At 69.6% G+C, this 21,783-nt stretch carries 19 protein-coding genes and 3 pseudogenes; 8 read left to right on the forward strand and 14 right to left on the reverse strand.

Features of this window, described 5'->3' with window-relative positions; genetic code table 11:
* Window positions 1–4: 4 nt before the first annotated feature.
* Window positions 5–97 (reverse strand): annotated as a pseudogene (locus ACFWXQ_RS07290) (IS630 family transposase); the annotation flags it as partial.
* 37 nt (window positions 98–134) lie between these two features.
* Between ACFWXQ_RS07290 and ACFWXQ_RS07295 the strand changes: the two are divergent.
* Window positions 135–677 (forward strand): annotated as a pseudogene (locus ACFWXQ_RS07295) (transposase); the annotation flags it as partial.
* Between the two features lie 745 nt (window positions 678–1,422).
* Window positions 1,423–2,199, forward strand: coding sequence for a YhjD/YihY/BrkB family envelope integrity protein (locus ACFWXQ_RS07300; protein WP_383948446.1), 777 nt, complete (start codon window positions 1,423–1,425; stop codon window positions 2,197–2,199).
* 12 nt (window positions 2,200–2,211) lie between these two features.
* Here ACFWXQ_RS07300 and ACFWXQ_RS07305 read toward each other — a convergent pair whose 3' ends face one another.
* Both ACFWXQ_RS07305 and ACFWXQ_RS07310 read right to left on the reverse strand, forming a co-directional pair.
* Complete coding sequence (locus ACFWXQ_RS07305) at window positions 2,212–3,498, reverse strand: MFS transporter (RefSeq protein ID WP_383948443.1); 1,287 nt, start codon at window positions 3,496–3,498, stop codon at window positions 2,212–2,214.
* Window positions 3,495–3,983 (reverse strand): MarR family winged helix-turn-helix transcriptional regulator, encoded by a 489-nt coding sequence (locus tag ACFWXQ_RS07310; protein WP_383948440.1) that lies wholly within the window; start codon window positions 3,981–3,983, stop codon window positions 3,495–3,497. The genes ACFWXQ_RS07305 and ACFWXQ_RS07310 overlap by 4 nt, the downstream gene beginning before the upstream one ends.
* A gap of 233 nt (window positions 3,984–4,216) precedes the next feature.
* On the opposite strand from ACFWXQ_RS07310, the gene ACFWXQ_RS07315 reads away from it, so the two are divergent.
* Window positions 4,217–6,271 carry a PQQ-binding-like beta-propeller repeat protein gene (locus tag ACFWXQ_RS07315; RefSeq protein ID WP_383948438.1) on the forward strand — a complete coding sequence of 685 codons (2,055 nt, stop codon included), beginning with the start codon at window positions 4,217–4,219 and terminating at the stop codon, window positions 6,269–6,271.
* Window positions 6,272–6,431: 160 nt separating this feature from the next.
* Here the strand turns inward: ACFWXQ_RS07315 and ACFWXQ_RS07320 are convergent, their stop codons facing one another.
* Both ACFWXQ_RS07320 and ACFWXQ_RS07325 read right to left on the reverse strand, forming a co-directional pair.
* A complete protein-coding gene (locus ACFWXQ_RS07320; RefSeq protein WP_383948436.1) occupies window positions 6,432–7,415 on the reverse strand; it encodes an alpha/beta fold hydrolase in 984 nt (327 codons plus the stop codon).
* A 69-nt stretch (window positions 7,416–7,484) separates the two neighbouring features.
* Window positions 7,485–8,711 (reverse strand): MFS transporter, encoded by a 1,227-nt coding sequence (locus ACFWXQ_RS07325; protein WP_386267735.1) that lies wholly within the window; start codon window positions 8,709–8,711, stop codon window positions 7,485–7,487.
* Between the two features lie 156 nt (window positions 8,712–8,867).
* Between ACFWXQ_RS07325 and ACFWXQ_RS07330 the strand changes: the two genes are divergently transcribed.
* The 3 genes from ACFWXQ_RS07330 (at window position 8,868) to ACFWXQ_RS07340 (ending at window position 13,310) form a co-directional block, all read left to right on the forward strand.
* A complete protein-coding gene (locus ACFWXQ_RS07330; RefSeq protein ID WP_383948430.1) occupies window positions 8,868–9,479 on the forward strand; it encodes a TetR/AcrR family transcriptional regulator in 612 nt (203 codons plus the stop codon).
* A 365-nt stretch (window positions 9,480–9,844) separates the two neighbouring features.
* Window positions 9,845–10,294: a spore-associated protein gene (locus ACFWXQ_RS07335; protein ID WP_383948428.1), complete on the forward strand. Its 450-nt coding sequence runs from the start codon at window positions 9,845–9,847 to the stop codon at window positions 10,292–10,294.
* Between the two features lie 310 nt (window positions 10,295–10,604).
* Window positions 10,605–13,310 carry a Tat pathway signal protein gene (locus ACFWXQ_RS07340; protein WP_383948425.1) on the forward strand — a complete coding sequence of 902 codons (2,706 nt, stop codon included), beginning with the start codon at window positions 10,605–10,607 and terminating at the stop codon, window positions 13,308–13,310.
* A 216-nt stretch (window positions 13,311–13,526) separates the two neighbouring features.
* Here ACFWXQ_RS07340 and ACFWXQ_RS07345 read toward each other — a convergent pair whose 3' ends face one another.
* From ACFWXQ_RS07345 to ACFWXQ_RS07370, 6 genes and pseudogenes are all read right to left on the reverse strand, one after another.
* Complete coding sequence (locus ACFWXQ_RS07345; protein WP_383948422.1) at window positions 13,527–13,769, reverse strand: DUF6411 family protein; 243 nt, start codon at window positions 13,767–13,769, stop codon at window positions 13,527–13,529.
* A 133-nt stretch (window positions 13,770–13,902) separates the two neighbouring features.
* Window positions 13,903–14,046 (reverse strand): hypothetical protein, encoded by a 144-nt coding sequence (locus ACFWXQ_RS07350; protein ID WP_383948419.1) that lies wholly within the window; start codon window positions 14,044–14,046, stop codon window positions 13,903–13,905.
* A 232-nt stretch (window positions 14,047–14,278) separates the two neighbouring features.
* Window positions 14,279–14,638 (reverse strand): annotated as a pseudogene (locus ACFWXQ_RS07355) (EamA family transporter); the annotation flags it as partial.
* A gap of 22 nt (window positions 14,639–14,660) precedes the next feature.
* Window positions 14,661–15,806, reverse strand: a complete 1,146-nt coding sequence (locus ACFWXQ_RS07360; protein WP_383948460.1) for an RNA polymerase sigma factor — start codon at window positions 15,804–15,806, stop codon at window positions 14,661–14,663.
* Complete coding sequence (locus ACFWXQ_RS07365) at window positions 15,803–16,222, reverse strand: YciI family protein (RefSeq protein WP_383948416.1); 420 nt, start codon at window positions 16,220–16,222, stop codon at window positions 15,803–15,805. The genes ACFWXQ_RS07360 and ACFWXQ_RS07365 overlap by 4 nt, the downstream gene beginning before the upstream one ends.
* Window positions 16,223–16,317: 95 nt before the next feature.
* Entirely contained in the window at window positions 16,318–17,064 is a 747-nt protein-coding gene (locus ACFWXQ_RS07370; RefSeq protein ID WP_383948413.1) for a TetR/AcrR family transcriptional regulator, read from the reverse strand.
* A 240-nt stretch (window positions 17,065–17,304) separates the two neighbouring features.
* Here ACFWXQ_RS07370 and ACFWXQ_RS07375 point away from each other — a divergent pair, with 240 nt between their 5' ends.
* Window positions 17,305–19,542, forward strand: a complete 2,238-nt coding sequence (locus tag ACFWXQ_RS07375; RefSeq protein WP_383948410.1) for an MMPL family transporter — start codon at window positions 17,305–17,307, stop codon at window positions 19,540–19,542.
* Window positions 19,543–19,847: 305 nt separating this feature from the next.
* Complete coding sequence (locus tag ACFWXQ_RS07380; protein ID WP_383954304.1) at window positions 19,848–20,522, forward strand: GPP34 family phosphoprotein; 675 nt, start codon at window positions 19,848–19,850, stop codon at window positions 20,520–20,522.
* Between the two features lie 17 nt (window positions 20,523–20,539).
* Here the strand turns inward: ACFWXQ_RS07380 and ACFWXQ_RS07385 are convergent, their stop codons facing one another.
* The 3 genes from ACFWXQ_RS07385 to ACFWXQ_RS07395 form a co-directional block, all read right to left on the reverse strand.
* Entirely contained in the window at window positions 20,540–20,746 is a 207-nt protein-coding gene (locus tag ACFWXQ_RS07385; RefSeq protein ID WP_383954306.1) for a hypothetical protein, read from the reverse strand.
* Window positions 20,747–20,817: 71 nt separating this feature from the next.
* On the reverse strand, window positions 20,818–21,141 hold the full coding sequence (locus tag ACFWXQ_RS07390; RefSeq protein WP_383954308.1) for a hypothetical protein: 324 nt from the start codon (window positions 21,139–21,141) through the stop codon (window positions 20,818–20,820).
* Entirely contained in the window at window positions 21,138–21,737 is a 600-nt protein-coding gene (locus ACFWXQ_RS07395) for a DUF2589 domain-containing protein (protein WP_383954310.1), read from the reverse strand. The genes ACFWXQ_RS07390 and ACFWXQ_RS07395 overlap by 4 nt, the downstream gene beginning before the upstream one ends.
* Window positions 21,738–21,783: the final 46 nt, after the last annotated feature.

Raw genomic sequence — 21,783 nt, forward strand, 5'->3', positions numbered from 1 at the left:
GACGTCAGGCTGCTGTGGGGAGTGGGCGTCCGCCCCAGCGGATGCCCTTCTCGCTGCGGGTGCGGGCACGTTCCTTGCGTTGGGCGGCGAGCACGTCGACATCGCCGTGATCGCCGTGATCGTGATCGCCGTGGATCGTGTCGGATGAGCTGTGGGACCGCCTGGAGCCGCTGTTGCCGGAGCGCGAACGGCGCTTTCGGTATCCGGGTCGCAGACAGTTGCCGGACCGGTAGGTGCCGTGCGGGATTCTGTACGCGCTGCATGCAGGGATCCAGTGGGAGTACCTGCCGCAGGATCTTGGATTCGGCTCGGGCAAGACGTGCTGGCAACAGCTGTGGGACTCCAACGAGGGCGGCATCCGGCAGCGGCCGCCTGAGGTCCTGCTCGCCGAGCTGAAGGCGGCATCCAGGTTGGACCGGTCCCGCTGCGTGGTCGACTCCTCGCACGTCAGGGCCCTGACAGGGGCAGCACACGGGCCTTCGCCGGTCGACCGGGGCCGGGCCGGCTCGAAGCACCACCTGATCACCGACGAGTACGGCACCCCGTTCGCGGTCATCCTCACCGGAGACAACCGCAACGACGTCACCCAGTTGCTGCCCCTGGTCGGCGCGGTCCCACCGGTCTGCAGCCGGTCTGCAGCCGGTTCGCAGCCGGGCGCGCGTCCCCGCCGCGGACCCCAGTTCATCCCCGCCAGGTCCCGGCTCGGCGTCGCGCCCTCCAGCTGAGGAGTCCACCGCGTGCCCCCCCTCTTCCGGTACCTGGTGAGCCTGTTTGGGGCAGGCCCTGGGTACGCGGACCGCCCGGCATTCCCCGGAACGGGTTCCGAGGAGTGCCGGGTACCAAGGCTGCTGAGCCGGTCGCGGTTCCGGAGGTGGCGGGGCACGCTGGAAGCAGCCACTCGTACCGCACGGGGCCGCCCGGTGCGAGACGAGTCGGCATGCGGTGCACGGGAACGGGAGCACGGGACGAGGTGACCACGCATGCACCACGAGGTCGCGCCATCGTCGCGGACGGCTGCTCGCAGCCCACGTAACCCTCGCGGTCCTCGTGGTCCTCGCAGCCGTCGTCGCCCTCTCGCACTGAAGCGGAGCGCGGGACATGCCCCGCCATTCGGACTCGTCTGAGCCGTCTGAGCCCGAGGAGTCCTCCGAGCCGTCCGGCTCAACGGGGCCTCCGGACTCTGCGGAGCTCCCGGATTCTTCGGGGGCGCCCGATGATTCGGGGGCCCGGGATTCTCCGGGTTCCGCTCACCCCGGCCAACCCTGCAGAGGCAGGGGCAAGAGCAGCAGCAAGAACAGGAGCGCGGACAAAGCCAAGTGCCGGACCCATCAACACAACCGCAGGCACCGGTCTGCCGAACTGGGGCGCCTCGTCCATGACAGAGGCACGCACGTATGGCGGCGCGGCAAAGAAGTGGAGCTGATGCACCGGGCCATGGGCTTCGCCGCGCTGGGACTGGTGACGCTCGCGCCGCTGCTGATCGTGGTCGCGGCGGCCCTTCCGATCCAGGAGCGCGGCTTCGCCCTGTGGATCGTGGACGGCATGGGGCTGTCCGGCCGCCCCGCCGACGCCGTACAGGATCTCTTCGCAGCACCCGGCAAGGTCCTGAGCACGACCAGCGTCCTGAGCGTGGTGCTGCTCGCGCTCTTCGGCGTGACGTTCGCGGGCAGTGTCCAGACCGGCTACGAAAAGGTGTGGGACCTGCCTGCCGGGCGCTGGCACACCGTATGGCGACGCGTGGTGTGGCTCGTCGCTCTGACGGCCTACCTCTTCGCCGAAGCGCAGAGCGTGGCCGTCCTGGGGTCGGGAACCCTGCGCTCATGGGGCCGGATCGCTCTGTCCTCGCTGCTCGGCGTGCTCTTCTTCTGGTGGGCACCGCGTTTCCTGCTGGGCGGCCGCGTGCCCTGGCGCGCCCTCCTGCCGGGCGCCATCGCCACGCTGGCGGGCCTGATCGGCCTGCGTCTGTTCTCGTCCCTGGTCTTCTCCCCGCTCATCGTGAGCAACGCGGTCTCGTACGGCTCGGTCGGCACCGTCCTGATCGTGACGTCCTGGCTCATCGGCGTCGGCTTCGTCGTCTTCGGGGGCGCCCTGGTCGGTCGCTACTGGTATCTCCACGAACCGCACCACGTTCCACGCCCCCACCCCCATCCCCGCCCGCGGTCCCGCGCAAGCTCCCGTTCCCGTTCCCGGAAGCGCTGAAGCCCCGACCACCTATCCGGCAGCCGTCGCCGCGTCGGCAACCGCGCGGGCGGTTGGTTCCGTGGCAGCAGACGGCGTGCGGTAGGCGCGAAGGGGTGCGTTGGCCGCGGCCACGGCGGCGATCGCCAGGACGGCGGACAGACCGCCGGTGACGAGGGAGAAGGAGGCCGAGGTGGCCGACGCCAGCAGGCCGCCACGGAAGTTGCCGAGTTCGGGGCCCGCGACACCGATGACGTGTTCCACGGAGGAAACCCGCCCCCGGTACGCGTCCGGGGTCTCCAACTGGACCAGGGCACTGCGGGTGACCACGGACACGGTGTCGGCGGCGCCGGCCACGGCCAGGCAGCCGAGCGCCAGCCACAGCGGCCCGGCCAGGCCGAAGCCGGCCAGCGCCACGCCCCAGACGCCGGCCGCGGTCAGCTGGACCAGGCCGCCACGGCGTCGGCGCGTCACCGTGCCGGAGAGCAGGCCGGCCGTGATGCCCCCGACCGCGACGGCCGAGAGGAAGAGGCCGAGGGTCTGCGGATTGCCGCCGAAGCGGATTTCGTTGACCAGCGGGAAGAGCGCGATGGGCATGGCCAGCAACGTGGCGGAGAGGTCGGTGGCCATCGAGCCCCACAGCGTCGGACGGCGCAGGATGATCCCCCAGCCGCCGCGCTCCGGTCGGCGCCTGCCGCCCGACGCGTCGGCGCCCTCGGGTTTCATGGCCGGGAGGCGGATCACGGCGAGCATCGAGACCGCGACGGCGACGGCCTGTGCGGCGTAGGCGGCAGGGAAGCCCCAGCGGGCGATGATCAGCCCGGCCATCGCGGGCCCGGCGAGCATCGCCGCCTGGAAGGAGACGTTGGTCAGCGCGAGACCGGCCGTGACCTGGTCGGAGGGGAGCAGCCGGACCGGGAGCGTACGCCGGGCAGGGGCGCCGAGCGCGCCGCATGCCGTCCCAACGGCAACCAGCGCGAGCAGCAGCGGCACGTTTCGGTTGTCCGCCACGGCCTGGGCACAGAGCCCTGCGGCGGCCAGCAGTTGGCCCGCCGCGGTGGCCCGCACCACCGCACGGCGGTCGACGGAGTCGGCCAACGTGCCGCCGAGCAGCCCGAACAGCACCATCGGCAGGCCCGTCGCAAGCCCGATGGCGCCGGTGCCGACCGGGCTGTCGGTGAGGTCCCACACCTGGGCCAGCACCGCCACGGTGGCTATCTGCCCTCCGAGCTGGGAGGCCGAGGAGCCGATCCAGAGGTCGCGGAACGCTCGGCTGCTTCGCAGCGGTCGGATGTCGAGGAACCCGACCTGCCATCTCATCCCTGCGGCTCGACGAGGTGGTGGAGGATCCGCTGCCGCATGGACCTGTGCTCCAGCGCCCGCCGCAATTCCTCGACGACGGTGGTCAGTGCGTACGGGACTTCTGCGTCCAGCTCGGCGACCGTCGCGTGCGTGGCGCGCCACTCGGCCTCCAGGAACGGCACCAGCGACCGGCCGCGCTCGGTCAGGTCGATCCGCCGGGTGCGTGCGTCGGGCCCCGGCTCGGAGGTGACCAGATCCTCCTTGCGCATGGCGGCAATGGTCTGGCTGATCGCGGAGTGCGAGCGGTCCAGGGACTCCGCGAGCTCCCGGATGGTCAGTGGCCCGGTGTGGGCGAGCCGGATCAGCGGATAGGCGAACCGCGGCCGCACTCCCTTGATGCCACGCTCGACGTAGACCTGCTCGATCTCGGCGTCCATGGCGGCCAGCAGCTTGTGCAGCGACTGCCAGGGATCGGGCAGCGCCGTGGGATCGGAATATGTCACAGCGCTAATATAACAGCGCTGTGATAACCAACCATGGCGGGCCGGCGGGCCGGTTCCGGCTCGCGGCTCTGTTCCGGTTGCCGGTCCAGTACGTCGGCTCAGGAGAAGCCGTCGGCCTCATCGGGCGCACCCGTTCCAGTTGCGGTAGCGACCGCTGACCCGAAGGGTTTCCGGCGTATACGCTCCCTTTCTGCGGCCGTACGAAACGCACAGGCGAACAGGGGGAGTTCGAGGTGCAGGCGCTGCGCGAAACGGATCCTCGGCGGATCGGCCCGTACGCGGTTCTGGGCAGACTCGGCGCGGGCGGCATGGGCGAGGTCTACCTCGCCGAAGCGCCTGCCGGACAGCGGCTGGCCGTCAAACTGGTGCGGGCCGAGCATGCCGAGGACCGGACCTTCCGGGCCCGTTTCCGTCAGGAGGTGCGGGCGGCGCGGACCGTAGGCGGACCAGGGACGTACATCGCCCGTGTCGTCGACGCGGACACCGATGCCCAACTGCCCTGGATGGCCTCGGAGTTCATCGACGGCCCGAATCTGCGCGACGCGATCCTGGACCACGGCCGGCTGCCCGAGGAAGCAGTGCGGTCACTGGCAGCCGCCCTCAGCGAGGCGCTCATCGCGATCCACGGCCAGGGCATGGTCCACCGGGACCTCAAGCCGTCCAACATCCTGCTGGCACAGGACGGGCCGCGGGTCATCGACTTCGGCATCGTGCGGGCGCTGGAGGCGACCGCGCTGACCCGCACCGGAACCGTCGTCGGCTCGGTCGGGTACGTCTCGCCCGAGCAGATCCGCAACAACGGCCACGTAGGGCCGCCGAGCGACGTCTTCGCGCTCGGCGCGGTCCTCGCCTACGCGGCAGCGGGGCGTGAGCCCTTCGGCGAGGGCCAGGACGCGGTGATCCTGATGCGCATCATGAACCGGGACTTCGACCTGTCCACGGTCCCTGAAGCCATACGGTGGCTCGTCGAGCCCTGCCTGCGGGAGGAACCGGAGGCACGGCCCACCCCGGGCGAGGTGATGTCGGCGGTGTCCCACACGCCCGAGTCACTGCGGGAGAGCTGGCACCCGGGGTGGTACACGGCCGCCGCCGTCCCCCAATCCTCCGAGGGCGTCGAGCGATGGCTTCCCGAGCGGGACTCCGGGAGTCAGGAGAGCCGGGTCGAGTACCTGGCTCCGCTGACGGTCACCGGCGCGCCCTCGGCACGACCGTCCCGTCGACGGCTGCTCCAGGGGCTCGCGGCCGGGACGCTGGCCGCCGCCGGTGTCGGCACCGGAGCGTGGATGTGGCTGCGGGATCGGGGCGGCGACGGAGACGACGCCGGTGGCAGCTCCTCACCGTCGGCACGTCCCCCGGCCACGCCGCAGCCCGCGATCGTGGACTGGGCCTACGGCAACGCCAGGCTCAGCGAGGCGGGTGGCCCCAGCGTGACGCTGTCGCCCGACGGCGACACCCTGTACTTCGGGGGCGTGGACGGCAAGCTGCACGCCGTGTCTCCGGACGGCAGGGAGCTGTGGAAGACGGATCTGGGCAAACCACCCCTGTACGGAGGCACGGTCGGCGCGGCCGTGAGCACCGACGACGGCGCCTACTGCCTGTACGGCAACGGACAGAAGCTGTGCGCGGTGGATGTCGGCGGCCGCGTGCGCTGGGAGCGCACGTTCGCCGGGGACCAATACGACACGATTCCAGTGCTGGCCGGCGAACTCGTGCTGGTGACCACCGACGTGTTCGCCGACAAACACATGGTTCGCGCATACCGCTCCGACGGGAGTCTGGCCTGGCGGGCCTCCCTGCCCGACCGGGCGGACGAGCCTCCGGTCGTGTCGGAGAACGTGATCTACGTGGCCGTCTCCTCCGAGAAGCTGATCACCCTCAACGCGGAGAAGGGAACACGGCTGTCGGGATTCGAGACGGCATCCGCCGACAGGCGGCCCGCCGAGTTCAACGAGACCGCCGTCGTCCCGCCCGACGGCGTCGGCTCCAAGGGCCTGGTCGTCCACACGTCGTACGGCAGGCTCGTGGCCGTCGACTTCGACGACGGGTCCGAGGTCTGGACGATGGACGGCCGAAGCGGCGCGAGCAGCAGCGGGCCCACCGTCCATGAGGACCTCATCTACGCGTTCCTCGGCGAAAAGCTGTTCGTCGTGGACCGCGACGGCGCCCCGCAGCAGGTGCTGGCCTTTCCCAAGACGCGGGTCCTGACGGACTACCGACCCGTGGTGGACAACCGGCATGTGTACGTGGCCACCGACAAGGGCATCGCCGCGGTCAACCTGCCGGCGTAGTCCCGCAGGACGTCCGCACGGCGGGGCCCGCGCGGCGCAGCGAACCAACCTAATCGGTCGGGCTCTTCCTGCTCCGGGGCGACGGAATTGGTGGCCTGCCGGTCCACCCACTCCCCCGAGGCGTCCGATGTGTCATTGCCCCAGGTCTGCTGCCCGGCCGCTAGGCCTTGGCACCCCGTGCCGTGGGAATGTCTGCCGCGGTCTGCCCGTCCCGGTATGGGGCCAGGAACTTGGTCACCGCGGTCAGCATCGCCTCTGAGGTTTCCTCGGCGGGGTAGTGGCCGCACTCGGGGAGGACAAGGCTCTCCACGTCGTCGGCGGCAAGCTTCATCGTTTCGCTGACCGATGTGCCCATGTTCTCCGCGCCCCCGATCGCCAGGACGGGGAGGGACAGCCGTCGGGTCCGGCGCTTCTGGTTCTGCGCGATGGTCGCATCGAGTGCGCGGTAGAACTCGAAGCTGGATCGCAGGGCTTCCGGGTCGGCAGCGAGGGTGTCGACGTAGTGCTGGACGGCGTAGTCGGGCAGCGGCTTCGCGGATTTCGTGGCGAACTGGCGCCCGAAGTAGAGCTGTTCCCGTCCGCTGACCAACTGCTCGTTGACGTCGGTGAGGCGGTTGAAGGCGAAGTGCCAGAGGCGGTCGTTCGCCTCCTGGCTGCCGAAGAGAGGCGGGGAAGGAGACAGTCCCGGTATCGCGGCCTCGGCGACGACCAGGCGGTCGAGCCGGTCGGGGTGGTCCGCGGCCAGGGCGTAGCCGGTCCACATTCCGACGTCGTGCCCGACCATGGCGAAGTGCTGATGCCCGAGCGAGTCCATCAGCGCGACCATGTCGCGTGCGAGCGTGCCGGTGTCGTACCCGCCCAGGGGCTTGTCGGACAGCCCGACGCCGCGCGGATCGACCGCGACGACATGGAAGTCCTGAGCCAGGGACGGCATCAGGAGTCGCCAGGCGTACCAGGTCTGGGGCCAGCCGGCCAGCAGGAGCACCGGCGGCCCCTCGCCGCCGGTGACGGCGTGCAGGCGCAGTTCACCGGTGTCGACGTACCGGCTGGTGAAGGTTTCGGTGAATCGGGCCGGGAGGTTCGGCACCTGGGAGACGGAACCGGGGCCTTCGGGATTGGGCAGGTGGGTGGACAACAGACTCATGATCATCCTTTGCCGTAGAACTTGCAGAGTGGGCGGGAGAGGCGCGGAGCCGCTGAGTGCGGTGGCCGCTCAGGCATGGGCGGCAGTGGGGCGGTTCAGCGTGCTCGCCAGGGTCGTTGCAATGACGGCGACGGCGAGGATCAGGGTGGCGACGTCCTGGTTGATGGTCTGGTCGAGGAGTCCCAGCGCCAGCGTGGGCACGATCGTGCCGGTGTAGGCGAAGAGGAAGTACGTGGAGAGCAGATCCGCCCTGCGCCGGGGGTCGGCGAGCCGTTGGGCCACCCCGATGCCACGGCGGAAGGCCAGGCCGATGCCGGTACCGGCGAGCAGCGTTCCGGCAGCGAACGTGGGCAATGACCGTGCCCACAGCCCGACTTCGAACACCGCGACGCCCGCCACGAGGAACGCCGGCGCCGGCCAGCGCCCGGAGACCCACCGCTCCGGGGCAGCCACCTGCGCGATCAGGGCGACGATGAACAGCAGCCCGACCTCCGCACCGACAGCCGCGACGTTGTGGACGTGCAACTGTTCCCGGAGGAAGGAAGGCACCAACGAAGAGAACAGACCGCTGACCGCGAACGCGGCAAGGACGGCTGTGCCGGCCCGCAGGAACTCGGTCCGCCCCGCCTGCCGGCCGGGAATGGTCGGGCGGCGCACGGACACAGCCAGTCGCTGCCGGGTTGTGACGGTCTCCGGAGTGACGATGAGGGCCAGGACCGCCGGCACCAGGCTGCCGAGGTAGACCCAGAAGACCAGGTGCGTGGGGTCGGCTCCGTACTGCGCGAACAGACCGGCGACGACAGTCCCGAGCCCCAGTCCGCCCATGTTCGCCGCCGTGGAGACCATCGACACCCGCCGACCGCGCTCGGCTCCGGCGAGTTCACCGAGCGCCGCGGTCGCCGTGGCGGTGAAGACACCGGTGCTCAGGCCGCACAGGAACCGTGCCGCCAGCAGGGTTCCGACATCGTGAGCGACGAGGAACAGCGCTGTGCTCGCGCCCGCGGCGAGCACAGCGGCGGCCAGGAGGGGACGGCGGCCCACGCGGTCGGACAGCGACGCGAACACCATCAGCGCAAGCACGGTGCCCAAGGCGTAGACCGCGAATATCAGCGTCGTGGTGAAGGGCCCGAATCCCATCTGTGGCGCCCAGAGCGCATACAGCGGAATCGGCAGCGTTCCACCCAGCATGACCAGGGTGTACACCGCGGCTACGAGCCAGAATCCGGCGCGCGCCCGGCGCCCCTCGACGGGCGGAACCGCCTGTACGCGGGCGTCTGGCGTGATGTCGTCGATCATCGTGCGGCCTTTCGAGTGCGAGAACCACTGACCGCAACGCTAACCATCTTGGATCGATCGGTCAAAGATGGCTCGACCGATCGATCCAAGATGTGGGTAGACTCATGGCAGGAACACGAAACGGACAGCAGGATCACGAAACGGGAGGTGCACGCCGTGTCCGGCCGGAAGCAGTTCGATATCAGTGCGGCCCTGGACCAGGCCATGCGGGTGTTCTGGCAGCGTGGATACGCGGACGCCTCGCTCGACGCCCTCGGCTCAGCCACCGGCCTCGGCCGCGGCTCCCTCTACGGCGCCTTCGGCAACAAGGAAGCCCTGTTCGGCCAGTGCCTCGACCGCTATGCGTCGATCTACGGCGCCAAGTACGAGCAGGCGCTCGCGGCACACCCCGGTGATCCGGTGCGCGCCGTCGAGGCATTCTTCGACGTGGTCCTGGGCCGTATCGCCGACCCGTCGGTCCCCGTGGGGTGCCTCATCGCCCAGTCCGCCGCGCAGTCACTGACACTGAAGGAGGAGAACAGCCTTCAGGTGCGTGCCCTGCTGAACGTGCAGCACCAACGAGTACGCGCTGCACTGGCGGACTCCTCGGCCGACGCCCGTACGCTCGACGAGCTCGCCACGTTCGTCGTCGCCGTCAACCAGTCCCTGGCCGTCCTGAGCCGCGCCGGCACCTCGGACGCCGAACTGCGCTCCGTGGCACGACTCACCTGTACAACGGTGGCGGACACCCTCGCCCGAGCGGCATCCAAGGACATCACCCGGAGCTGACGCGCACCGGCCGCGTCCGGCCCTCCATGTCCGTTGATTTGGGCCCCAGTTGGCGATCGCTCAGCTACACCGAACGCCTCGCGGACCCCCACGACGCCCGCATCCGCCGTGTCGCGCTCACCTCTCGCGGCCACGAAGCCGTCGCCGCGGGAGGTGCTGCCGCCGTCCGGCGCCGCGAGGTCAGGCCACCGAGCGAGCCGAGTTCGAGGAGCGATGTCGCTCAACAGGCCGCCGTCCGGAGCGTGTTGGGTCGAGGGGCGATTCCTCGGCACGGGATTACCGCGCGAACCATGCACAACCATTCGGATGCCCCGCGTGTCACACCAGGCAGGAGCAAACGCCTGCAAGAAGCACAAGGGGGAAATATGAGATTCAACCGTTCTGTCCTGGCCGGAGCCGCTTTGGCGGCTCTGTCGATGGGGGCCACCACCGCATTGGCGGCGCCCGCCTCCGCCGCGCCCAACACCACACCGCAGAAGGTCTGCGGAAGCAGCTACAAGACCGTGAACTCGGCGCCCATCGGCTCGTTGGGCACCGTCTACCTGACGTACAACTCGTCGAACGGCGAGAACTGCGTCGCGACGATCCGCAACAACCCCGGCACCGCGGTGGACATGTCCACCTGGATCTACGTCCCCGACACCGATGACAGTGCGGAGGACTACGGGCGGTACACGTCGTACGCGGGTCCGGCCTATGTGTACGGCAAGGCCCACTGCGTCGACTGGGGCGGCCACATCAACAACGTGTACGTGCAGGTGACCGGCTCCAACTGCCAGGCGCTCAAGGAGCACCGGACCACCTTCACCCGCTGACCCGCTCCTCTTTCCGGCCACCACCCTCCCGTACCGCCGCCTCCCGCCGCCCGACCACGCGGGGCCGACGGTTGTCGCGACGGCGCCATGACCAGCCCGTCGCGCGGGAACCTGTAGTGGTTCGGCCCGCCCTGGCAGACTCACGGGGTTCTGCCAGGGCGGGGGTGCGCACGATCGGCACGGATCGCCGACCGGACAGCTGGGCACCACCACGAGACTGCGCCTTCTTGAGCCCCTCGATATTCATGAGTGCTGTGTCACACCTGTGTGCGACCATCCCCTCAACTACCAATGATCCAGAGGGGATTACATGTCGGACGACGACTCCTGTCTGCCTGCGAGACGGGGGCGGGCGGCCTTGGTTCCGGCCGTGTTCGCTGCTCTCACCGCCCTGTTGGCCTCAATGCTGACCCTGACCGGGGCAAGCCCCGCCGTCGCTGCCGACGAGGAGTGCACGCCACTCGCGCTCGCCCCCTTCGGCGATCCGGGCGACGCCGTCGGCAAGGCCCGTGTCGCGCCCGACTCAAGCGTCTGCTACACCGTCACCGTCGTGACACCGGGCCTCTATCTGGCACCAGCGCTGGACAGCAGTGGCAACAAGATGACCAGGCAGCTGATCGCCGACGACGGCAGCGAGGTGGACTGCTCCGGCGACGCATACGCCACGCAAGGCATGTGCGCGGTGCCTGCTGCCGGCGCCTACACGCTGAGGGTCGTCAACACCGGCTGGGAGGACGAGGACACGTCGGTCACCTTCGTGCCGCTCGGCTCGACCCGGGGCTGCGCAGACCCCGCCGGCACGAACTGGGACCAACCGGAAGCCACCCGTACGACCGTGAGTCCGGTCGAAGTGGACTGCCAGCCCTTCGAGGGCGAGCGGGGCGACCGAGTCCGGCTCACCTACGGCTCCAAGGTGTACGGCGACTCCCTCGCCTGGATCACCGATGCGACCGGCGCCCGTATCTGCGAGCGGTTCCCGGAGGACAACGAGGACAGCTGTCTCCTGCCCGGCGACGGCCCCTACCGGGCGATCTCCACTGTATGGCGCGCGGAGAACGGCTTCCCCACCGAGTACGCGGTGAAGGTGCGTCGGCTCAGCGACCCGCAGGGCTGCACCACCGCACCGGTCCGCCCATACGGCCCGCTGGAGCAGCAGGATTTCACCACCAACCCGTGCTTCACCTTCACCACCGGCGCGGCAGGCCCGTACACCGTGCACTCGGTGAGCGAGGACCGGGCGGTCGCGGTGGCCCGGGTCTACGACGCGGCAGGGCTGAGCGTGTGCCGGTACGGAGCCGACCCGTGCCCGATCAAGGCACCGGGCACCTACACGGCCGTCCTCGACGGCACATATCCCTTCCCTGGCTCCCGGACAGGCTTGGCCGTCCTCGACCGTGCCTCCAACGCCGGGTGCCGGGCGACCGGGATCGGCCTGCACCAGGGCGAGTTGAGCACAGTCGGGCAGTACGACTGCCTGGCACTGGACGCTCCACAGGGTGCCAGGATCGCCGCGCTGACCCCGCTCTCCTCCTCCGGCGTGGATGTCGACGTGGAGGTTCTCGACCGGGATGGCACGGCCCAGTGCAGCGCATCCCAACTGGGCAGCGGTGACTGCGCGTTGACCGGTACGGCTCCTTTCCGCGCGCTGGTACACACCGAGGACAGCGGGGAGGACGCGACGGGTCCGTACTCCATCGCCTTCCACCGCACCGATGCCGCGAACGACTGCCCCGTCCTGTCCGCAGGCAGCTTTGCGGCCAACGGCGCCAAGGCCACGCTGACCACCGGTAACGGCGCCTTCTCGCAATGCTTGAGTGTCCCGGCGGGCGCGCACAGTGACGTCGAGGTCTTCCAGCTGGCCGCCACCTCCGGCGGTGTACCGGCGAAGTTCTCGGTGCTGGACTCCACCGGCAAGAAGGTCTGCGACCGTATTGCCACCACCAACGGCTGGACGCTCTGCCCGCTGACCCCCGGCGTGGCCCACACCGTGCTCTTCACCGGCCGCGACCAGACCGCCACCTACACGCTGACTCGGCGCGATGTCACCTCGACCGCCCACTCGGCAGGTTGTGTACAGACCACCGCGGCCAAGGTCGGCGGCCCGTCCGTCCTCGGTACGTACGGCGACCCCGGCTCTCTGAACTGCCATCAGGTCACCACCGACGCCACCACGGATGTCATCCACCTCGACGTACGGGACGCGCTGGGCACCGCCAATATCCTCGTCCTCGGTGGTGACGGCACCGCCGAGTGCTCCTTCCGCAACCGCTCCTGCGCGGCCACGGGGTCCACCACCCACCAGGTCCTGGTGCAGACTCCGGCCACGCTGAAGGCCGCACCCGAGTACCACTTGGACGCCCTGCGCATCGCGACCGCGGACGGCCCGTCGCCAGAGTGCACCAGAGTCCCGTCCGTGTCCTACGGCTATGGGCCGGTCACCGGAACCCTCGACGAGTCACATACCGCGGTGTGCGCGGTCCTGCCCACCGCCGGTCTCGACCGCTTCGATGCGGAGATCACTGACACCAGCGGCGCCACCGCCACCGCGGTGCCCGCCTTGTACAACAGCGCCTGGAACAACGGCTGCACACTGTCACCCTCCGGCAGTCAGTGCACGGTGGGCGGTTCGTCCTCGGCGGCCAGCCCGAGCCTGTTCGTGCTCGGCCTGCCGGAGAAGGCGTCCAGCACCGCCTACAGCGCCAAGCTGGCCTGCACCTACGCGCCTTGCGGCCCGGACAAGGTTACGGTCGCCGCGGTCAGCCCGGGCACCGGGGTCGCCGGCAGTAAGGTCACGCTCACGGTGACCGGCACCGCACTGCCCGCGAACGCCACCGTACGGCTGACCCGGAGCAGCAAGACCCTGACCGCCACGACGCAGTCGGTCTCCGCGGACAACCGGACACTGACCGCGACCCTCGATCTGTCCGACGCGGCGGCCGGTGCCTGGACTGTCAGCGTGATGACCACGTGCTGCGAGTACTTGAGCGGCACGTTCACCGTGACTCCCCGCCCCTGATCGGAGAGTACTGGCGTTCGGAAGGACGCTCAAAGCGTCGCGATGAACTTGGTGCCCGGTCGGGAACGGCAAGGCGTCAGCGGTGCGACCGGACTGCGGGTTCCGCAGAGCGAACCGGCACTGTTTCGGCATCGCGGGCCGGTTCGATGCGGTACTTCGACGGCCTTCCTTGCCGAACGTCTCGGGTGAGAACGCCGGCAAGGTACTGGCGGCCAGTCAGAAAGGCATACGGCCCCGCGTACGACGGCCGGCTGCGCCGCTGCGGCTGACGGCTCGGGAGCTGCTGCTGAAGGGCTTGCGCAGCAGCCTGCCCAGCGGGCCTGGTGCCTTGCCCGCGACCTGGCCTCCGGCTCCGAGCGTCCGTTGCGTTTCGTTTTGGGGGTGGCGTGACAGCCTGGGCAGCAAAAACGCCAGCACGAGCAGTACGACGCAGACGGCAACGATACCGACGATCATCATGGATTGACTCCTTCTTCATCGGGTCCTGCACTGGGCCCATCGTTGGGCGAAGTGCCCGGGTACCCACACGCCGACCTCGCACACGGGGCTCGACCACCCGTGCCAACCACCCCACCCCTGCTGATCGACCGGCTCAGCGGCGGACCCGGTAGCGGATGTGGGTGGCCTCCGGTGTGTCGATCACCTGGATGATCTCCAACTCGACCTGCGACGGCAGGACGTCGAACAGCTTCGCCTGTGCCATCGCGCCTTCGATGCCGTCGGCCACGTACGTCACCAGCGGGTAGCCCCACCGGGCTGCCGGGCCGGGCGGGCGGTCCGCCGGCCCGCAAGGACGGCACCGGTCGCGATGATCTCGTCCGCGAACTGTCTTGCCAGCGCGGCCAGTTGTCCGGGCTCCCCGTCCGGAGCAGACCAGTGGTGCAGCCGCTCTCCGTCTTCGCCGCCGAGGTAGTCGTTCCCGAGTCGGTGGCCGGCGGGATCCGCCGCCGCACGGCCGGGACTTCGCCTCAGCGGTTGCCCGTACGTACCGCGCCCGCGCTCGCCGTGACCACCAGCGCGATCGCGGCGTACTGCGGCAGCGACAGCCCCTGGTCCAGGACCAGGTAGCCGGCCGTAGCGGCAGGGGCCGGCGCCAGGCTCGTCAGCACCGCGAACGTCGCCGTGGGCAGCCGCCGCAGGGCGAGCAGTTCCAACGTGTAGGGCACTCCCGAGCTCATGACCGCGATCGCCAGCCCCAGACCGAGCACCCCCGGTTCCAGCAGCGTGCTGCCCGACGCGCCGATGCCCAGCGGCAGACTGACCAGCGCGGCGACGGCCCTCGCGATCGCCAGAGCGTCTAGCCGCGGGAAGCGGGCGCCCGCGCGGGCGGCACGCTGCTGGAGCCGGGAGTCAGTGAGGCCCGCGGGTGTTGAGGCGGGCCGCCTGGCGGGTCAGGTGGTTGCGTTCCGCCAGGTTGGGTGCCTTCTCGGCCGCCTCGGCATACAGGCGTGCCGCCGTCGCCAGGTCGCCGTCGCGTTCGTGGAGGTAGGCGGCCACCGCGGTGTGGCGGGGCAGCGAGTCGTCCAGTACGGCGAGCGCCGCCAGGCCTGCCCGCGGTCCGTCCGCCTCGCCGACGGCCACCGCGCGGTTGAGGAGGACGACCGGGTTGTCGGTCAGGCCCGCGAGTTCGTCGTACCACTCGACGATCTGCACCCAGTCGGTCTCCTCGGCGGCGGGCGCGTCCGCGTGGAGGGCCGCGATGGCGGCCTGCGCCTGGAACTCGCCCAGGCGGTCGCGGGCGAGCGCCGTCTGAAGGATCTCGACGCCCTCCGCGATCAACGTCGTGTCCCAGCGGCCTCGGTCCTGCTCGGCCAGCGGCACCAGGCTGCCGTCCGGCGCGGTCCGGGCCGCGCGCCGGGCGTGGTGGAGCAGCATGAGGGCGAGCAGCCCCGCCACCTCGGGGTGGTCGATCACGGCGGCGAGCTGCCGGGTGAGCCGGATGGCCTCGGCGGCGAGGTCCACGTCGCCGGAGTAACCCTCGTTGAAGACCAGGTAGAGGACGCGCAGCACGGTGGCCACGTCACCGGGCTGGTCGAACCGCACGCTGGAGACCGTGCGCTTGGCCCGGCTGATGCGCTGCGCCATCGTCGCCTCCGGCACCAGGTAGGCCTGCGCGATCTGCCGGGTGGTCAGCCCGCCGACGGCACGCAGCGTGAGCGCGATCGCGGACGACGGAGTGAGCGAGGGGTGGGCGCACAGGAAGTACAGCTGGAGCGTGTCGTCCGTCGCCGGTGCGGGCCCGGGCGCCGGTTCCTCCTCGATGAGGTCCTCGCGCCGGCGGCGGGCGGTGTCCGCGCGGGTCGCGTCGAGGAACTTGCGCCAGGCCACGGTGACCAGCCAGCCCTTCGCGTCGCGCGGCGGGTCGGCGGGCCATACGCGGACGGCCTCGATGAGCGCGTCCTGCACGGCGTCCTCGGCCGCCGCGAAGTCGGCTCCGCGGCGGACGAGGATCCCGAGCACGCTCGGCGTGAGGCTCCGGAGCAGGGCCTCGTTCACTTCCAAGGGCATTCCGTGGCCGTGGCCTGCGTGCCGTAGAACGGACGCAGCTCCAGCCACTCGTGGATCGGCCTGCCACCGGCCCCGGGGGCGGCCGACAGTTCCCCCGCCAGCTCGACGGCACGCTCGTAGCTGTCGACGTCGATGATCATCCAGCCGGCGATGAGGTCCTTGGTCTCCGCGAACGGCCCGTCGGTGACCGGCGGGCGCCCCTCGCCGCCGTACTGGACGAACGTCCCCTCGGGAGCCAGCGCCTGACTGTCGACGAACTCGCCGCTCTTCTCCAGCCGGGCCGCGAAATCGCTCATGTACTGCACGTGGGCCGAGATCTCCTCCGGCGTCCACTGGTCCATGGGTACGTCGTTGACGGCGGCCGGGGCGCCTCGGTAGTGCTTCAGCAGCAGGTACTTGGCCATCGTGGTTCTCCTCGGTACTGGTGCGGCCCATTGTGGTCGCGTTCACTGCGGGGACGGAGCCGGCCACGGGTTCTCGACATCGCCGCCGAAGTTTCTTAACGCGGCTTGCTCACGTGTGCGGGGATCCGGCGGTGGATGTCCTCGATCAGGGTCCGCATGGCCATGCGGAAGACCTCGGCCTGGTGTTCCCCGAGGAACGACGTGTGCCCGAACACCTCCAGGACGACGAGGCCGTGCAGATGTCCCCACGCGCTCAGCAGGAGAGCGGTCGAGGCAGGCGGCAGATGTCCGAAACCGTAGTGGGGCAGTTGTTCCAGGTATGCCCGGAGTGAGGGCGAGAGTGCGGGGGTTTCGGCCGCGGCGAGTTGCTCCGCGGTGAACTCGTCGAACATCTCGCGCTCGAAGATCGCGCTCATCCGGCGCGTCGCCTGGGTGGTGGGGCCGTCGACCGGTGCCTCGTAGTCCCGCAGCGGTGTTCCGTAGATGAGTTGGAAGCGCTCGGGATGGGCAATGGCCCATCGGCGGTAGCCCTCGGCCGCGACCACCAGGCGCGGCAGGTCCGGTTGGTCCGGCGCGGTGTCGACGGCTGCCTGCACGGCATCGGCCAGGTCGTCGTACGCCTTGGTGACGAGCGCCGTGACGAGGGCGTCCCGGCTCGGAAAGTAGTGGTAGAGCGCCTGCACGGTCATGCCGAGGCTGCGGGCGACCGCTCGAAGGGACAGGGCCGCGGGCCCTCGCTCGGCGATGTGGAGCTCGGCGGCGTCCAGGATCTCCTGCGTGGCGGCGGCCCGGCGTCGCTCGCGCAGAGTGGGCGGGGCCATTGTGTGTTCCTCCGTGGGCATGCGGCGACCGTACGACGGCTGCCTCTGCGGGCCACCCGGAGTTGCGGGGTGTGGAGAAAATCTAACACTGCCAAATCTTCTGGTGCGTCACTAACGTCTCTCTCGGCGACGAAGAGTGCGACACCGCACCTGCTTCTGACGGGGTGAAGAGACTCCGCAGGGCACCGCGCCGGACCCACGTTGCTCAACTCCGGCCGTTTCGCGCCGTTTTCACCGTATGGACATCAAAGGAGATCGGGCGTGTTTGAACGCATAGCCGAACTGGCAATTCGCCGGTCGCGGCTGGTACTTGTCGTCGCCGTCGTGGCTGTGGCCCTCATGGGAGTCCTGGGCGCCGGCGCGTTCGGCAAGTTGCTGGGCGGCGGCTACGACGACCCGGCCTCCCAGTCCTCCCGGGCCGCGAAGGTCATCGACGAGAAGTTCGGCGGGGAGACGAACCTGGTCCTGCTGGTCCGCGCCTCCGAGGGCCGTGTCGACGCTCCGGCCGCCCAGCAGAGTGGCCGGGCCCTGGTGGCCGACCTCAAGAAGGAACAGCACCTCGAGAACGTGGTCTCGTTCTGGGACACGGCCAGCCCCGATCTCCGCTCCAAGGACGGCCGCGAAGCCATGGTGCTCGCGAGTGTGAAGGGTGAGGGCACCGAACGGGACGAGAACGCCAAGAGTGTCATCGACGCCTTCGCCGGACCGTACAAGGACGCGTTCACTGTCCAGGCAGGCGGCGGCGCCGCCGTGACCAGCGAGATGGGCACGCAGTCGGGCGAGGATCTCCTCCTGGCCGAGGGCATCGCGGTGCCGCTCACCCTGGTGCTGCTCCTGCTCGTCTTCGGCAGCATGGTCGCGGCCCTGTTGCCGCTGGCGATCGGAATCATCGCCATCATGGGCACGTTCGCGGAGCTCTTCGTCCTCGGCAGCGTCACGGATGTCTCCATCTTCGCGATCAACCTGACCACGGCTCTGGGCCTCGGCCTCGGCATCGACTACGCCCTGCTGATGGTCAGCCGGTTCCGGGAGCAGCTCGCGGCGGGGGCGAGCGTGGACGACGCGGTCCGGCGGACGGTGAGCACCGCGGGCCGTACGGTCGCGTTCTCCGCGGCGACGGTCGCGGCCGCGCTGGCCGCACTCATGGTGTTCCCGCAGTACTTCCTGCGCTCGTTCGGCTATGCCGGGGTCGGTGTCGTCGCCATCGCGGCCGTCAGCACCCTGTTCGTCATGCCGGCCCTGTTCGTCGTCCTTGGACACAAGGTCAACAGCGGGCGGCTGCCGTGGGCGAAGCGTGAGCGCTCCAGCGCCCGGGCCCCCTTCTGGGGACGGCTGGCCGGTACGGTCATGCGGCGGCCCGCGCTCACCGCGCTGCCCGTGCTCGCGGTCCTGCTCCTTGCGGCGGGCCCGCTCCTCGGTATCACCTTCGGCACACCGGACGAACGCGTGCTGCCCGAGGACGCCGAGAGCCGCCAGGTCTCGTCGGTACTGCAGGAGAAGTTCAACGGCAGCGACGACTCGGCCCTCCACGTCGTCATCGACAAGGCCATGGAAAAGGCCCCACTGGAGTCGTACGCGGTCGAACTGTCCGGGCTCAAGGGCGTGGTGCGCGTCGAGACCAGCGCGGGAACCTACGCCGACGGAGGGTCCAAGGCGACCGACCCCGGCAACAGCGCACTTGGCCGCCCCGACGCGCAGCAGATCAACGTGGTGAGCGGGCTGGCACCGAAGTCCGACGAGGCCCAGGACCTGGTGGACGAGGTACGGGCGCTCGCCCCGCCCGCCGGGTCACAGCCCCTGGTCGGCGGTGTCGACGCCGTACTGGTCGACTCCAAGGACTCCGTCGGCAGCCGGCTCCCGCTCGCCGTGGCCCTGGTCGCCCTCACCACCTTCCTCCTCCTCTTCCTGTTCACCGGCAGCGTCGTACAGCCACTGCGTGCGCTGGTCCTCAACATGATCAGCCTGGGAGCGACCCTCGGCGTCATGACCTGGATCTTCCAGGACGGCAACCTCTCGTCCCTGCTCGGCTTCACAGCACAGCCGATGGATGTGTCCATGACCGTGCTGATGTTCTGCATCGCCTTCGGCCTCTCGATGGACTACGAGGTGTTCGTCACCAGCCGGATCAAGGAACTCCACGATCTGGGCGAGGACAACGAGTCCGCCGTGACCAACGGTCTCGGGCACACGGGGCGCATCGTCACCGCGGCGGCCTGTCTGCTCGCGGTGAGCTTCTTCGCCTTCGGAACGGCCAAGCTCAGCTTCATGCAGCTGTTCGGCCTGGGCAGCGGACTGGCCATCCTCATCGACGCCGTCGCCGTACGCGGCATCCTCGTCCCCGCCGCGATGCGCCTGCTCGGCCGCTCGGCCTGGTACGCGCCGGGTTTCCTGCGAAAGTTCCACGGCCGGTTCGGCCTCAGCGAAGGCGGCCCCACGCCCGCGGCCGCACCGGAGTCCGCTGCGGAACGGCCGTACGTGAAGGACTCGACGGGGGTCTGACCGACCGAGCCCATACGCCGCTGTGTGCCCGCCTCCACCGCATGGGAGGCGGGCACACAGCGGCTTGGCCAGTACCCCCGCCACGAACTCCTGCGTCTGAACCTCTGTGTTCGGTCCCCACACCTGACAGCGACGCGCCTCCCGGCGACACGCCCAGGATCGCCGGGGCGGGCCGTCACGGGACACCCATGACGTTTGTCACGAACAGTGATGACAGGCCGCGCCGCTCTCACTGCCCGTTCGGACCTAGCTTGGAATGAGGCCCGCTCCCGAGCCTCCCCGACGCCAACGGTTGGAAATGGACCATGCAGAACGAGACCCTCATTGTCGAAGATCTGATGCTGCTGTTGATGGACGACAAGTCGGGAGCGATCGCGGGAGCCGGCACGCTGTACTACACCCTCGGCGGCGCCGTTCTCGTCGAGCTCGCTCTCGACGGACAGGTCATGGTCGACGAGAACGACCAGGGACTGAACGGTCTGAAGGTCCACGCCGTCTCCGGCGACCCGCTGTCGGACCCTGTGCTCCGGACCGCCCACGACAAGGTCACCCACCGGGTCCGAGGCGTGCAGACCCTCCTCATCGAGATCGGCACCGGGCTGCGCGAGACCGTGCTCGATCGACTCGTCGAGCGGGGCATGCTGCGCCGGGAGAGCAAGAAGACGCTGGGTGTGTTCCGTTCGACTTCCACGACGGCCGCGGACACCCGGCACAAGCAGGCCCTCATGGAGAGGGTCCGCGCCGTCCTGGTCTACGGCGAGGAGCCCGATGCCCGTACAGCGGCCGTGATCGGGTTGCTCTCCGCAAGCGGCAGCCTGCCGAGCCTCCACCGCTCCATCCCGTGGTCGGGCAAGGTCTACGAGCGTGCGAAGGAACTGGAGCAGGCCAGTTGGGGCGCCGAAGCGGTGAACACCGCCGTGATGCGGACGGTCGCAGCGGTCTCCGTGGGCACCGCTGTCGCCGTCACCGTCACCAGCTAGATGTGTTGATCAAAAGGTCAGGCGTGCCAGTCGAGTTGCTGTTCAGGGACACCGGCGGAGAGGCCGTAGTCCTGTGCTTCGCGGCGGCCTTCGGCTTGTCCGCGTGGGTAGCGGAAGACCTTGCCGGCAAAGACCACGAACGTCTCGCGCGAGGTGTGAAAGTCGGTGTACCAGCCTCCTGTTGACGAGAGGCTGGACGCCAGTTGATCCTCCTCGTGGACCACCCGCCAAGGGTGCAGCTCTCCGGGCAGCTCCGGCGTGCTGGTCGCCTCGGCGGGTGCGAGTCGACCGCCCTTCAGCTCGGCCCTTCATTCGGAGGGACAGGATCGATGTCCTCTCCGTTCCACTTCAGGACGATCGTCGACAGATGTGCGGCGGGAACGTCCATGAGTTCTCTGGGGGTCACGCGGATCTCCACGTCGTCCGCGCCGACGTCCACGATCGCGCACTTCACCTCGATCGTGACCTCGGGCAGTGTCATACGGGGCACCCGCGCCTCACGCAGGAGCGGTTCGGCCGCGTACGTACGGGCGACTTCCACGGAGGCGAGATCGCTGTGGGCCCTTCCACGCACCAGGCCGGCTCCGAGCCCTCCGACGAATTCCGACAGGCGGGTCATTCCGTGATCTTCTCCTGGATCATCGACTCCAGGATGCCGAGCACTTTCGCCATGCCTCCGGGCAACTCCTCCTGAACGGCGCGGGCCTTGACCCCCATGGAATACGAACGGGTGTCCTTGCTTCCTTCCTTGGTGTCGCGCTGATAGGCGAAGCTCGCCTTGATACGGGCCGACCCCCATCCCCAGGACGCCTCGGCGTCGGCGTCGACGCCCACCTTGATCTGCTCGTCCACCTGCCGGAACTGCACGGAGTCGATCTTCGCGAGGAAGTCGATGTTCACCTCGTCGATCCGCAGATACGGAATGGGCAGGATGGACAGCAGCGGCACGGTCAGCGAGGCGGGTTTCTCCTCCACACCGCTGCCGTCCGCCGTGGCCACCTGCTTCTTGTAGCTGAAGGTCACGGTCGCGGGGTCGCCGGTCGTCGTGTCGCCCGGGGTCCCGGCGCCCGCCGGCGGTTGGCGGAATCCCACCTGCTTGACGAAGTTCACCGTCGCCAGCGCGGACTGCACCTGTGCGTGTACGGCGGCCACCATCGGACCCCCGATGAGACTTTCGAAATTCAGCGAGGACAGCTCGCTACCCGGATCAGGCATCGTTTCTCCTTGTTGTCGTTGAAAGGCCGTAGCGTCCCGGGGTGGC

The sequence above is a fragment of the Streptomyces sp. NPDC058697 genome (assembly GCF_042715345.1).
GTDB lineage: Bacteria > Actinomycetota > Actinomycetes > Streptomycetales > Streptomycetaceae > Streptomyces > Streptomyces liliifuscus.

Bases quoted from the DNA above. Each gene is read 5' to 3' on its own strand.
- ACFWXQ_RS07300 (WP_383948446.1), top strand. From the start codon at position 1,423: ATGCACCGGGCCATGGGCTTCGCCGCGCTGGGACTGGTGACGCTCGCG.
- ACFWXQ_RS07305 (WP_383948443.1), bottom strand. From the start codon at position 3,498: ATGAGATGGCAGGTCGGGTTCCTCGACATCCGACCGCTGCGAAGCAGC.
- ACFWXQ_RS07320 (WP_383948436.1), bottom strand. From the start codon at position 7,415: ATGAGTCTGTTGTCCACCCACCTGCCCAATCCCGAAGGCCCCGGTTCC.
- ACFWXQ_RS07325 (WP_386267735.1), bottom strand. From the start codon at position 8,711: ATGATCGACGACATCACGCCAGACGCCCGCGTACAGGCGGTTCCGCCC.
- ACFWXQ_RS07335 (WP_383948428.1), top strand. From the start codon at position 9,845: ATGAGATTCAACCGTTCTGTCCTGGCCGGAGCCGCTTTGGCGGCTCTG.
- ACFWXQ_RS07340 (WP_383948425.1), top strand. From the start codon at position 10,605: ATGTCGGACGACGACTCCTGTCTGCCTGCGAGACGGGGGCGGGCGGCC.
- ACFWXQ_RS07345 (WP_383948422.1), bottom strand. From the start codon at position 13,769: ATGATGATCGTCGGTATCGTTGCCGTCTGCGTCGTACTGCTCGTGCTG.
- ACFWXQ_RS07365 (WP_383948416.1), bottom strand. From the start codon at position 16,222: ATGGCCAAGTACCTGCTGCTGAAGCACTACCGAGGCGCCCCGGCCGCC.
- ACFWXQ_RS07370 (WP_383948413.1), bottom strand. From the start codon at position 17,064: ATGCCCACGGAGGAACACACAATGGCCCCGCCCACTCTGCGCGAGCGA.
- ACFWXQ_RS07380 (WP_383954304.1), top strand. From the start codon at position 19,848: ATGCAGAACGAGACCCTCATTGTCGAAGATCTGATGCTGCTGTTGATG.
- ACFWXQ_RS07390 (WP_383954308.1), bottom strand. From the start codon at position 21,141: ATGACCCGCCTGTCGGAATTCGTCGGAGGGCTCGGAGCCGGCCTGGTG.
- ACFWXQ_RS07395 (WP_383954310.1), bottom strand. From the start codon at position 21,737: ATGCCTGATCCGGGTAGCGAGCTGTCCTCGCTGAATTTCGAAAGTCTC.